8 protein-coding genes are annotated in these 13,030 nt (G+C 49.6%); 5 read left to right on the top strand and 3 right to left on the bottom strand.

Features of this window, described 5'->3' with window-relative positions; translation table 11 throughout:
* Window positions 1-4: 4 nt before the first annotated feature.
* Together CWM47_RS10860 and purH are read right to left on the bottom strand one after the other, a co-directional pair.
* Complete coding sequence (locus CWM47_RS10860; RefSeq protein WP_100988000.1) at window positions 5-736, bottom strand: lysophospholipid acyltransferase family protein; 732 nt, start codon at window positions 734-736, stop codon at window positions 5-7.
* A 152-nt stretch (window positions 737-888) separates the two neighbouring features.
* The gene (purH, locus tag CWM47_RS10865) at window positions 889-2,436 is read right to left on the bottom strand and encodes a bifunctional phosphoribosylaminoimidazolecarboxamide formyltransferase/IMP cyclohydrolase (protein ID WP_100993826.1); all 1,548 of its coding nucleotides are present in this window, start codon (window positions 2,434-2,436) and stop codon (window positions 889-891) included.
* 161 nt (window positions 2,437-2,597) lie between these two features.
* Between purH and CWM47_RS10870 the strand changes: the two genes are divergently transcribed.
* The 3 genes from CWM47_RS10870 to CWM47_RS10880 all read left to right on the top strand — a co-directional run bounded on the left by CWM47_RS10870 (window position 2,598) and on the right by CWM47_RS10880 (window position 9,429).
* On the top strand, window positions 2,598-4,133 hold the full coding sequence (locus tag CWM47_RS10870; protein WP_100988001.1) for a polysaccharide biosynthesis C-terminal domain-containing protein: 1,536 nt from the start codon (window positions 2,598-2,600) through the stop codon (window positions 4,131-4,133).
* Window positions 4,134-4,455: 322 nt separating this feature from the next.
* A complete protein-coding gene (locus CWM47_RS10875) occupies window positions 4,456-8,085 on the top strand; it encodes an FG-GAP-like repeat-containing protein (protein WP_100988002.1) in 3,630 nt (1,209 codons plus the stop codon).
* 78 nt (window positions 8,086-8,163) lie between these two features.
* A complete protein-coding gene (locus CWM47_RS10880) occupies window positions 8,164-9,429 on the top strand; it encodes a D-alanyl-D-alanine carboxypeptidase (protein WP_100988003.1) in 1,266 nt (421 codons plus the stop codon).
* A gap of 196 nt (window positions 9,430-9,625) precedes the next feature.
* Here CWM47_RS10880 and CWM47_RS10885 read toward each other — a convergent pair whose 3' ends face one another.
* The gene (locus CWM47_RS10885) at window positions 9,626-10,930 is read right to left on the bottom strand and encodes an APC family permease (protein WP_100988004.1); all 1,305 of its coding nucleotides are present in this window, start codon (window positions 10,928-10,930) and stop codon (window positions 9,626-9,628) included.
* A gap of 79 nt (window positions 10,931-11,009) precedes the next feature.
* Here CWM47_RS10885 and crcB point away from each other — a divergent pair, with 79 nt between their 5' ends.
* Window positions 11,010-11,450, top strand: a complete 441-nt coding sequence (gene crcB, locus CWM47_RS10890; RefSeq protein ID WP_240625836.1) for a fluoride efflux transporter CrcB — start codon at window positions 11,010-11,012, stop codon at window positions 11,448-11,450.
* Between the two features lie 29 nt (window positions 11,451-11,479).
* Window positions 11,480-12,889: a M14 family zinc carboxypeptidase gene (locus tag CWM47_RS10895; protein WP_240625838.1), complete on the top strand. Its 1,410-nt coding sequence runs from the start codon at window positions 11,480-11,482 to the stop codon at window positions 12,887-12,889.
* Window positions 12,890-13,030 lie beyond the last annotated feature (141 nt).

Raw genomic sequence — 13,030 nt, forward strand, 5'->3', positions numbered from 1 at the left:
ATTACTAGGCCACTACTTTCTGTTCACTCATTAATTCCTTATTTATGATTTTATATGTTTCTTCTTTTAAGGGCTTGACATCTTCCTGGGTCATGCATGCCGTTTCGATGGGCGGATGAATGACGGCCCGAAGCGGATGCCAATAAAACCGGATGGGGCTTCTATCGGGCAAAATATGGTAATTAGTCAACAAAGTAATCGGCACAATAGGCACTTGCTGCTGAATCGCCATCGTAAAAGCTCCGTCTTTAAACGGTACCATTTGGGGTGGTTCCGGAGTGTGAATCCCTCCTTCGGGAAAAATCATAATACTTCGTCCCGATGCCAGCGTCCTGATGGACTTTGCCAGTGAATAAGCCCGACTATTGGGCTGTTTCCGGTCGACTTGCACATGTAGTTTCGCAAACATATACCCCAGCAATGGAATGTGCTTCACGTCGCTCTTGCCAACAAATGCGTAGTAATTATTCACGATTACGCCCATCGCAGCTATATCCAGATACGAGAAGTGATTGGCGCAGAATACATAAACCTGTTTCGGATCGGGCTGGAAGCGGTACTCAACCCGTACCGGTATGCCAACCCCAATAAAAAACAGTTTCCCCCACACACGGTTGATTTTGTGGGCAAGGGGCTTCCAGGCGTTACGCTGCAAAAACACAAACTGAATGGGGAACAGAACGATGTACAAAGCAACGAGATATGTAGCGCACCAGATTGTGTAGAGTAGTCGCATATGTCTGAACCGGGATTTGCCCAAGATTTAAAAGATTAAACAAGATTATCCGAACTAACTCTCCGAGTTATCAAGACCTTATTATCTGACTATTGGATAATCTTGTTTAATCCTTTAAATCTCGTTAAAATCTCGCGGGGCCGCCCGTGCGGTTAATGTTTAAAATGTCTCACGCCTGTTGTGACCATTGCCATATTGTGCTGGTTGCAATAATCGATCGAGTCCTGATCACGAATAGAGCCACCGGGTTGAACAACGGCCGTAACGCCTGCCTGACCAGCAATCTCGACGCAGTCAGGAAACGGGAAGAATGCATCCGATGCCATTACCGACCCGTTCAAATCGAAGCCAAATGAATGCGCTTTGTCAATAGCCTGCCGTAGCGCATCTACGCGGGATGTTTGCCCTACACCGCTCGCTAAAAGTTGACCTTCTTTCGCCAGAACAATTGTATTTGACTTGGTGTGTTTACACACTTTCAGGGCAAACTCCAGCGCCCGGTTTTCGCTATCCGTCGGCGCCTTTTCGGTCACAACCTTAAACTGTTCGGTTGTCTCGGTCTGGTTATCTTTATCCTGTTCCAGTACACCGTTCAAAATTGTTTTGAACATGACAGTAGGCAGGGCAATCGTATTTCGTTTAAGCAGAATTCGGTTTTTCTTCGACTTCAGCAGGGCGAGTGCTTCTGGCGCATAATCGGGCGCAATCAGAATTTCCATGAACAGTTTATTCAACTCTTCAGCCGTTGCCAGATCAACCGTTGCCGTTGTGATCACTACGCCACCAAATGCCGAAACCGGATCGCAGGCGAGGGCGTTCAAATACGCTTCTTTGGCCGTTGGGGCTGTGGCAATACCACAGGCATTGGTGTGCTTGATAATGGCGAAGGCTTCACCCGCTGAATCCGTAAATTCATCAATCAAATTTACGCAGGCATCAACGTCGACCAGATTATTATACGACAACTCTTTGCCATGAAGCTTGGCGAACATAGCTTCCAGATCGCCATAGAACGTGGCTTGCTGATGCGGGTTTTCACCATAGCGAAGATGGCTGGCGGGCATCGTTCTGAAATCGTAAACGGTTCCGGTCGCATCTGGTTTTGGGCTGGGTGAACCCGCGAAATAAGCCTGAATGGCGGTGTCGTAATGCGACGTAACGGCAAAGGCTTTACCGGCATACTCCCGACGATCGGTCAGGTCGGTTGCGCCATTTTTTTCGGTGAGCAAAGTGACTACATCGGCATACTGATTGCGCGAGGCAACAATCAGCACATCGTTGTAATTCTTGGCCGCTGCCCGAATCAGGGAAATACCGCCAATGTCAATTTTTTCGATAATATCTTCGTCCGACGCGCCCGATGCCACTGTTTCTTCAAAGGGGTACAGGTCAACAATCACCAGGTCGATAGGTGGAATCTGATGACGTTCGGCCTGTGCGAGATCTTCGGGCACATCCCGACGGTACAAAATACCGCCCATAACCGCTGGATGCAGGGTTTTTACCCGACCGCCGAAGATAGACGGATAGCCGGTAAGGTCTTCAACGGCTGTAACCGGAATGCCGAGTTGTTCTATAAATGCCTGAGTTCCACCCGTCGAATAGAGTTTGACATTCTGTTCGTGCAACAGCCGGACTAGGGGCTCAAGACCGTCTTTGTAAAAAACGGAAATCAGCGCAGAGGAGATTTTGAGAGACATGGACTTGGCCGAAACAGGCTCCGGCTGCTTCAATAGATAAGTAGCAATTTTCTTGAAACAGCCGGAAGCCTGTTTCAAGCTAGGGTGCAAAGATAACCAAAGGTCTTAACTTTGTCAGCCCGGTGGCTTGAAAGCCGAAACCATAAGGTGGGTATTTCTACATGAGTACGTTTAAAAAATTAGCGAGTGATACAGCACTCTATGGTGTCAGTACAATTCTGGGGCGGTTGCTCAGTTATTTGCTGGTGCCAATTCAAACCTATGCGTTTGCCCGCCCCAAAGACCTTTCGTCGAACGTTGAATTCTATAGCTATATCGCCTTGCTGCTGGTGGTGTATACCTTTGGGCTGGAAACGGCTTTCTTTCGGTTTGCGGCCCGTAAGCCGGAAATTCTGACCAAAACGTTTAGTGAGACGCTAAGCCTTGTTTTACTGATTTCTGGTGTAATAACGGCTGCTTTGTTATACCTCGCTCCCGAGATTTCGGTTTGGCTCAATTATCCGGGGCAAACGACTTTTATTCGCTGGTCGGCACTGATTGTGGCCATTGATGCCATTACTGCCATTCCCTTTGCCCGCCTGCGAGTCGAGAACAAAGCTCGGCAGTTTGTAAAAGTCAGAATGCTGAATATTGCCATTGTCATCGTCCTGAACGTGTTTTTTCTGGTTATCTGCCCCGATGTTATGCGGGGTAAATATTTGACGGCCCTGAAGCCGTTCATTAATTATGTGTATGACCCGGCCATTGGTCCCGGCTATATTTTTCTGGCCAACCTTCTCGGTAACTCCTTTTATTTTGTGTTACTGCGCAAGGCGTTTCGGGGCTTTCGGTTTCAGTTTAACTGGCCCGATGTTAAGGTGCTCTATATCTATGCATACCCCATCATGCTCACGGGACTTGCTAATGTGGTGAACAGCCTTACCGATCGACTTTTTCTGCGCCATTACCTGCCTGAAGGATTTTATACGGGAGCGAATGGGATGGCGCTCACCAGCGAAGATGCCCTTGGGATTTACGGTAACTGCTTTAAGCTTTCGGTATTTATGGCCCTGGCAACACAGTCGTTCCGCTTTGCCGCTGATCCGTTTTTTTTCTCCCGCGCTGAGGATAAAAACTCGCCCGAGTTATTAGCTCAGGTTACAAAATGGTTTACCATTGTATGCGTCGTGATCTGGGTAGGTGTAAGCCTGAATGTCGACATCATTGGCGCTGCCATGTTATCTCCGGCCTATCGACAAGGGTTGAACATTGTGCCGTTGTTACTGCTTGGCAACTTGTTTCTCGGCGTTTATCAGAACATCGGGCTTTGGTACAAACTCACCGACAAAACGAAATTCGGAACGCTTTTCACGCTGATTGGCGCGGCCATTACCATCGTCGGAAATATCCTGCTGATCCCTGTAATGGGTTATATGGGCTGCGTTGTGGTTTTCCTGACATCCAGTTTTGTCATGCTGGTGCTTTGCTATGTGCTGGGCGAAAAATATTACCCTGTTCCCTATGATATTCGATCGGCGGCAGGGTATATACTGGCCGCCGGGCTACTCATCTGGGTATGCTGGCAGTTTCCTATTGCCAACTTATGGATTGCGGTACCGGTGCATCTGGCACTATTCGGGCTGTTCATGGTAGCCATGCTGGTCGTCGAACGAAAAACCGTTCAACCCATGGTGGCCCGGTTTCGAAAGCGAAAGTAGTTGCTGCATTTGTGATGTATTTGTGACGTCAGGTTCTTAAACCTGACAAGATAGGTTTCTCAAAACCTATCGAATAGACTGTTAATTGAACGAGGTTTTGAGAAACCTCGCTCGTCAGGTTTAAGAACCTGACGTCACTGAAACCCAGTCTGACGCCACTGAAAAAAACAGGAAATTTTGCTCTATTCAAAAGACTAAGAACTGCACAAACTAGCACTTCCCAGTATTAAAAAGCAGTGTTCTATGATTTTGGGTATGTTTTATAGGTAAATTTGGGGATAATCTGCTTAGTCTGCCACCGTAAAACGGCACATTACTATTCATGAAACCACTCTCTCGAAATAGCGCCTGGGTGCTGCCCGTCGCATTTTTGTTCATACTCTCAGCCTGCCGCGAAAAACCCCTTTTCGAACGCCTTCAATCGTCGGATACCGGTATCACATTCGCCAATACCATCACCGACAGCGATACGCTCAACATCTTGAACTACCAGTACATTTACAATGGCGGGGGCGTTGGGGTTGGCGATTTTAACGGCGACAAGAAACCCGATGTGTTTTTTGCCGGGAACCAGGTATCAAATCGATTGTATATCAACGAGACCGAAGCGGGTGGGAGCATTCATTTTAAAGATATCACAAAATCCGCTGGTATTGGGGGCAGTGGCCGCTGGTGTTCGGGCGTGTCAGTCGTCGATGTAAATGCCGATGGAAAACTGGACGTGTACATCTCCACGACACTCCATAAAAAAGCGGCCCAACGGACAAATCTGCTGTATGTCAATCAGGGAAATGACGCCGACGGTGCGCCTAAATTCCGCGAAATGGCCGTCGATTACGGCATTGCCGATACAACCTTTTCCACCCATTCAGCCTTTTTTGACTACGATAACGATGGTGATTTAGACCTCTACGTGCTGGTCGACCAGATTTCTGACCCCAGAAAAACCGCCAACTTACTCACAAGAGAGAGCAATGCCTTGTCGCCTAATATCGACCGTCTTTATCGGAATGATTTCGACCCCAAACGCGGACACGCGTTCTTTACCGATGTAACGATACAGGCCGGTTTGATATCCGAGGGGTTCGGGCTTGGCCTTAATATCTGCGACATTAACCGCGATGGCTGGAAAGATATTTATGTAACCAACGACTTTGCCACCAACGATGTGCTGTATATCAACAACCACGATGGCACGTTCACAAATCGTGCTCATGAAGCGTTTAAGCATACAAGTTCTTCGGCGATGGGCAATGATGTGGCCGATATTAATGGCGATGGCCTTGCCGACATCATCGTGATGGACATGCTGCCCGAAGACAACCTCCGTAAAAAGAGTTTAATGGGGCCTAGTAGCTATTTTGCCTATCAGGAGTGGGATCGCCTGGGTTTTGAACACCAATATGCCCGAAATACACTACAGTTAAATCAGGGGGTCCGGCCATCCGGGGTCCGGCCGTCCGGGGGCCGGCCATCCGGGGTACGGCCCACAGATACGTCTCATGTTGGCATGCCCGTTTTTAGCGAAATCAGTATGCTGGCTGGCGTGGCCGAAACCGAATGGAGCTGGTCGCCTTTGCTCGCCGATTTTGACCATGACGGCTATCGGGATTTGATGGTAACCAACGGGTTTCCCCGTGATATTACCGACCGCGACTTTACGAATTATTACAGCTCGGTAAATACCTATCTGACCGATGCACTGCGGAAGGAGTTAACCGAAAAAATGCCGGCAGTAAAGGTGAGTGACTACGCTTATCGGAATCGGGGCAATGCACAGTCGGGTGGTCCCGCTTTTGAGAACGTAACAGACCTTTGGGGGCTAAGTGAGCCAAATTTCGCGAACGGTTCTGCCTATGCCGACCTTGATGGCGATGGTGACCTGGATTACATTGTTAACAACATCGACGACGAAGCTTTCATCTATCGGAACACGCTGGTCGATAAAAAGGGCGAACAGATACACTACCTGCGGGTTCAATTTCAGGGCGATGGGGCCAATCCTATGGGCTTGGGTGCTACTATTGAGTATGAATTGCCCGATGGTCGGAAAGAGTTTTACGAACACACGCCTTACAGGGGGTTCCTGTCCAGTGTTGAGCCAGTTGCCCACTTTGGCTTAGGAAAAACTACGGTTATTAAAAATCTGAAAGTGATCTGGCCGGGCGGCCGGGTGCAGATTGTTCCGAGCGTTAATGCCGACCAGACCATTACGCTCAAAGCAAGGGATGCAAAACCCGGCGAAACCAATGAAACGGTTCCAGTCATTAAACCGCTATTGCAGGACGTAACAGCCGCTTTGGGGATTACCTACCGGCATGAGGAAACGGATATTATTGATTTTAACGGGCAGAAAACCCTCCTGCACAAACTCACCGAATATGGCCCGGCGCTGGCGGTGGGCGATGTAAACGGCGATGGTCTGGCCGATATGGTCGTGGGTGGCAGCTCAAAATACTCGACGGAGTTGCTGCTGCAACAGCCGTCAGGCCAGTTTGTCCTGAAACCAATGCCCACAAAACTGGCCGAGGATACTGGCCTGTTATTGTTCGATGCCGACGGGGATGGCGATCTGGATTTATATGCCGCCAGCGGAAGCCCCGAATTTTCGCCCGAGCAAATGGCCGAAGCCATGCGTCACCGGCTTTATGTGAACGACGGGAAAGGCAATTTTACGCTGGACCCCAACGCACTGCCCAATTTTCGGGTTAATGGCTCCTGCGTAAAAGCCGCTGATTTCGACAACGACGGCGACCTTGATCTATTTGTAGGGGGACGCGTTGAACCTTACAAATACCCAATGGGCGTGCCAAGTTATTTGCTTCGGAATGATCGATCTACCGTCGCGGGCCAGAAGGGAGGAAGCCCGAAATTTACCGACGTAACGGCGCAATTAGCGCCATTCATTGCCAAAGCCGGACTAACCTGTGATGCGCTCTGGACAGATTACGACAACGATGGGTATGTTGACCTGATGCTGGCCAGCGAATGGGCACCGGTAACCATACTTCATAATGTAAAAGGCCATCTGCAACCGCTCGATAACAGCGGATTAGCCGATAAAGTGGGTTTCTGGAACTCCTTGACGCCCGGCGATTTTGATAACGACGGTGATATCGATTATCTGGCCGGCAATATGGGGCAAAACACTCTGTTTCGGGCCAGCACCGAACGCCCTGTGCGCATCTACGCGGGCGACTTCGACAACAACGGGTTTTATGACGCGTTCCCATCCGTGTATTTCAAAAATGCCAAAGGCCAGTATGATGAATACCCGTATTTCGGCTGGGACGATATGGTGAAACAGATGATTGGTATTAAGCGCCGGTATCTTAAATACGCGCCCTTCGGCGAAGCGACCATGAGTCAGGTTTTAACTGAAGACGAACGCAGTCAGGCCTTGAAACTGTCGGCCAACTACCAGTCGAGTAGCTACATTGAAAATAAGGGTAATGGAAAGTTTGCCGTCCACCCACTGCCACTGATGGCGCAAACGGCTCCCGTATTTGGTATGCTGGCGCAGGATGTAGATGGCGATGGTAATCTGGATGCGGTGCTGGTCGGTAACGATCACGGCAGCGATTTAGTGGCCGGACGAATGGATGCGATGAACGGACTAGTGCTGAAAGGTGACGGAAAAGGCGGTTTCCTGCCATTAACTATGGCAAAGTCTGGTTTTTATGTGCCCGGCAACGCAAAAGCACTCGTTAACTTACCCGATGCCAAAGGACACAGTCTTTTTGCCGCCACCCAAAACCGGGGCCCCTTACTCGTATTTTCTGTACAACAGCCGCAAACCTTTACGCCCGTCAATGCAGCTACAACCGTTGTGAACATACGCTTAAAAAACGGGCGTACCCGTCGGCAGGAAATTCCGTTTGGTACAACCTTCTACGGGCAATCGGCGCGGGGTGTCTGGCTGCTGCCGGGCGAGCAGATCGTCAAGAAATAACTGTGTCTGGGCTAAGCTCCAGCTTGGCCGTGCATATCGCAGACTCACGGGCTAAGCTGGAGCTTGGCCCAGACAAGTATGAGATCAATAGCCCCGCTTCTAATTTTATTGACCGTTGTTGCCTGTTCTCCGGCTCGCCGAATTACTCGTGAGCTGCAAACAAGCCCGATATATACAGATCACTTCACGGGTGTTGCCTTGTACGACCCGGTTAAAAAGCGGTCGTTGATTCAGCATAATGCTGACAAGCCGTTTACGCCAGCGTCGAACACAAAATTAGTTAGCTTCTATGCGGGGCTGCTGTCTCTGCGCGACTCGCTGCCCGTGTTGCGTTATGCCATTCGGAACGACTCGCTGATTTTCTGGGGAACCGGCAACCCCCTTTTGCTTCACCCTGATTTGCCTGATACAACGGCGCTAGCTTTTTTACGAAATCGCCCGGAGCGGTTATTCTTCTCTGCGGCAAACTATACCGGCCCACGCTTCGGGGCGGGTTGGTCCTGGGATGATTACAACGACGACTATTCAGCGGAGTTAGCTCCGTTGCCCATTTATGGCAATGTTGTCCGCTTCGATAAGGATAAGGTCAGTCCTCACCGATTTATTGACAGCACGAAAGCACTGCCTAATGTAGCCAATAGCGTACATCGGTCGGAATTTAGTAACCAGTTTGTTCGGGCAGTTGATGAAAAAGCCACGCGTCAGGATGTGCCGTTCAGGTGGTCTGCTGCGTTAGCGGCTCAACTACTGGCCGATACGCTGCATCGGCCAGTTGGCGTCGTAAATATAGCTTTACCAACAAATTCCCGACTTCTGCGTGGAACCTCTACCGACTCGCTCTACAAACGAATGCTGCATGTTAGCGATAATCAGTTTGCCGAGCAAGTTCTGTTCATGGCCTCCGCAGAGGGGAATTCAGTGCAGCTCAATCCTGTAGGTGAGATACGTCGACTATTTGATAGCCTTCATTACTCAACCGCACCGGGAAGTCCGGCCAAATGGGTCGACGGGTCGGGACTGTCGCGCTACAATTTATTTACGCCCAATATTCTCATCAACTTACTAGGCCATATTTACGCCAAAGTGCCTCAGCAGCGGCTATTTACCTTGCTGCCGGCCGCCGGGCAATCGGGCACATTGCGAAGTCTTTCGATAGATGGCAAACCCTATATTTTTGCCAAATCCGGCTCCATGACGGGCGTGTATAACCTAAGCGGCTACGTGTTGACCCGGCAAAATAAGCTCTTGTATTTCAGCATCATGCACAACAACTTCACCCAAACCGTCAGCGAAATGCGTCGCCGAACGGCGGAGTTACTAAAACAAATTCACGAACGGTTTTAAGATTTCCTCGTCTAGTATAGCCGTCTGGCGACTGTTGCGGTGAATAACAGGTTTAATCACCGCATACTATGCTGTGATTAAGGTTTGTTGCATAGTAAATATACATGATACGGGCAGAGTCAGGCGGGCGAAGTACCAGTTACCTATTAGCTGATCGGATATGATCGCGTCGTGGTAAATTGACGGGTATTATCCCTTATTGCTTGATCAACAAATACACTGGATAACTCACCGCAATGAACCCGAGCGCATACAAGCTACTCGAAAAATCGCCGATTACGACGCCGACTAGAAAGGCTATGGATGCAAAAAGCAATGTCCAGGTTGAAAACGGGTACCCCCAGGCATGTACCGGCCGGGCAAGTTCGGGCTCCGTTTGCCGTAAGCGAATAAGCGCAGCAAAAGCCGAAGCATAGCAAAGCACGAAAAAAAACGTAGCGATGTCGGAGAGTTTGCTGTACGTATTGGTTAGAATCATTAAGATCGACGCACCTGCGGTCAGCATGGTTGCGTTCAGCGGTGTACCCCCCGAATTGACCTGTGTAACAAAACGGAAAAACAGGCCATCGCGACCCATCGCGAAAATAACACGCGGGTTAAACATGATCTGGGCATTGATAATCCCCATAATAGAGATCATCAGCAGGAATGTGACCACCTGGGCGCTGCCTGGCCCAAACAGCACCTGGACTGCATCGGCAGCCGGAAGTTTTGACCCCGCCAGCGCTGATACGGGCAAAATGTATAGTAAGGCAAGGTTTACCAGCACGTAAATGCCGATAATCAGCAGCACCCCACTAATCATAGAACGAGGCAAATTGCGGCTCGGATCAACGTCTTCCTCGGTGAAATAGGCCGCCGTGTGCCAGCCATCGTAGGTATAAAAGACCGCTTGCAGCGCAGCAAGTACACCCAGCCAGATTCCGCCTTCTGCCAGTGGCCGGATAGTATCAACAGAAGCGACTACGGGCTGGTCGGGCTTTATAACAAAGCAAACAACCACAAATACCAGTAAACCGACGCCTTTCAGCACGCTCATTACCTCCTGTGCCCGGCTGGCCAGCCGCACCCCAACGGAGTGAAATGCCACGAAGGCAACCAGAATACCGATGGCCGTTATCTTTTGATAGTCAACAAATGAAGGAAATAATAAGCTGATATACTCGCTCATGACAGCGGCCCCAAACGCCATAGCCGATACGCTGCCCAGCCAGCTACTGATGCCAATAATAAATCCCGCGTAATTGCCGAAGGCCCGTCGTGCATACACATACCAGCCACCCGCTTTGGGGAGCATGGTGCCCAGTTCCATGACGGAGAGGGACCCTGCTAATGCATAAACACCCACTATAAGCCAGACGGCAATAATTAAAATCGGGTTGCCAATATCCTGCGCAATGGGGCCGGGCTTACGTAAAATGCCCGTGCCAATGGTACCACCAATCGTAACGGCCACGCCGAAACCGACGCCTAATAATTTTTTGAGTTGGTTTTGAGCCATAGTCAGGCAGGAAAAAGCTACGTTTCGGAATGGGGTATTTTACAATGATAGCGAAAAAAGCGGCCCATCTGTGATTCTAATGCTGGTTCTGGCCGTCGACGTTGCTGTTTTTCGTAAGTTTGCCAATATGAGAGCCTTGCTGATGCATCCGTATGCGCTGGTTTTTTTTGGGGGTGGCGCAGGGAGCTTGCTCCGCTACGTCACCGGTCGGTTTGTACCGGCCACGATCATAAACACCCCTTTTCCAAAGGCTATTTTATTGGTCAACATTGTTGCCAGCTTCGTTCTTGGTGCTATTGTTGGGCTGGTGATGAGTAAATCGGCAAGTGAGGAAGCCCGTCTGTTGATCGGCGTAGGCTTTTGCGGGGGGCTCAGTACGTTCTCAAGTTTTAGTTATGACACGGTTGTACTAATACAAACTGGTCGTTTTGGGGCGGCCTTACTTAACATCGGCCTTAATTTGGTATTCTGTTTAACGGCTGCTGCCGGTGGACTTTGGCTTGGACAAAAAATAGGATGAAGCTATCCCTGATTATCCCTTTATTTCTAATGTATTCTACTCATTTGCAAGCTCAGGAAGAATCCCGCCGGTTACACGACGCCCACGATATCTATAAAGAAAAAGCCTTTACACACCGGCGATTTAAACATGCCGATATGGTACCTGTGCTCAATGCACTGAGTCAGCCGATGTCGGTGAGTCAGGTAGGAGAGTCGCTGGAGAAGCGGGCTATCTACCAGGTCAAGGCCGGAACGGGAACGACCAACGTACTTTTGTGGAGCCAGATGCACGGCGACGAAGCCACCGCTACCATGGCTCTGTTCGACATATTCAACTTTCTGAGCGGTAAAAATGACGGATTTGATGAACTTCGGCAGGCAATTCTCTCCAAAACGACGCTTTACTGCCTGCCGATGCTCAACCCGGATGGAGCCGAACGGTTTCAACGCCGGACAGCAACGGACATTGACATGAACCGCGATGCGCTGCGTCTTCAAACGCCTGAAGGAACCTTGCTCAAGCACATGCAGCAAACGCTGAAACCCTTGGTCGGGTTTAATCTTCATGATCAGAATCCGCGCTATAGTGTTGGGAAAACAGGCAAACAGGCCGTTGTGTCTTTTCTGGCAACGGCCTACGACGAAGAGCGGAACATCAACGACATTCGGCAGCGATCCATGCAGCTCATTGTGGGAATGAACCGCGTATTGCAGCAATTTATACCGGGGCAGGTTGCCCGCTATGACGATGAGTTTGAACCCAGAGCGTTTGGCGATAATATTCAGAAATGGGGTACTACCTTGATTTTGATCGAATCGGGAGGCTATAAAGGTGATTCAGAAAAGATGACGATTCGGCGTCTGAATTTCGTCGCGATCCTGTCCGCCCTGAAAGCCATTGCCGATGGTTCGTATAAACAGGAGAGTAATGGGGATTATCAGGCCATTCCGGAAAATGGCCGCGCCCTGTTCGACGTCCTGATTCGGAACGCCACTGTTCTGCGTCAGGGCAAACAAGTCAGGGTCGATGTGGGCATCAACTATAACGAGGTCAATGATAAGGATGCCAAAACCTTTCAGTACAAGAGTATCATTGACGATATTGGCGATTTGTCTACATTTCACGGCCTTGAGGAAATCGACGCCACAGGCTTGACATTGGTGCCCGCTCGCCTTTATCCCGAAACGCTCGAATCGGCTTCTGATCTCGACAAACTTGATGTGCCTGCTCTCCGGCGTGATGGCGTCGTTCTCTTTAAGGTTCGGCAGAAATTAACCGATTCTTTCCCCACTCAGGCAGTACATTTATTGACTGAAGGTGAGTTGCCGGGTAAGCCGCTTCAGTTGGAGCAGATTCCAACTTTCCTGTTAATGAAGGGGAAAGAAATAAAATACCAGTTTGTAAATGGCTTCTGGAAAGACAGTAAAGAGGGGGTGACAAACGGCGTTATTGAGTAGGGTAATACAAGCGTAATACCAGCATAATATTGGTGTAACGCCATCGACTTACTTTTACATACAGATCAGGCTTGCCAATTAAGCACTCATCTAAATCCTCATATTGGTGTCGCCAGAAAAAACCAGAGCCCTGTTCTGGTT

The organism is Spirosoma pollinicola (assembly GCF_002831565.1).
GTDB classification, from domain to species: Bacteria; Bacteroidota; Bacteroidia; order Cytophagales; family Spirosomataceae; genus Spirosoma; species Spirosoma pollinicola.

What these genes read in the sequence shown, in the direction of transcription:
- CWM47_RS10860 (WP_100988000.1), bottom strand. Translation starts at nt 736, where the DNA reads ATGCGACTACTCTACACAATCTGGTGCGCTACATATCTCGTTGCTTTG.
- purH (WP_100993826.1), bottom strand. Translation starts at nt 2,436, where the DNA reads ATGTCTCTCAAAATCTCCTCTGCGCTGATTTCCGTTTTTTACAAAGAC.
- CWM47_RS10870 (WP_100988001.1), top strand. Translation starts at nt 2,598, where the DNA reads ATGAGTACGTTTAAAAAATTAGCGAGTGATACAGCACTCTATGGTGTC.
- CWM47_RS10875 (WP_100988002.1), top strand. Translation starts at nt 4,456, where the DNA reads ATGAAACCACTCTCTCGAAATAGCGCCTGGGTGCTGCCCGTCGCATTT.
- CWM47_RS10880 (WP_100988003.1), top strand. Translation starts at nt 8,164, where the DNA reads ATGAGATCAATAGCCCCGCTTCTAATTTTATTGACCGTTGTTGCCTGT.
- CWM47_RS10885 (WP_100988004.1), bottom strand. Translation starts at nt 10,930, where the DNA reads ATGGCTCAAAACCAACTCAAAAAATTATTAGGCGTCGGTTTCGGCGTG.
- crcB (WP_240625836.1), top strand. Translation starts at nt 11,010, where the DNA reads ATGCTGGTTCTGGCCGTCGACGTTGCTGTTTTTCGTAAGTTTGCCAAT.
- CWM47_RS10895 (WP_240625838.1), top strand. Translation starts at nt 11,480, where the DNA reads ATGTATTCTACTCATTTGCAAGCTCAGGAAGAATCCCGCCGGTTACAC.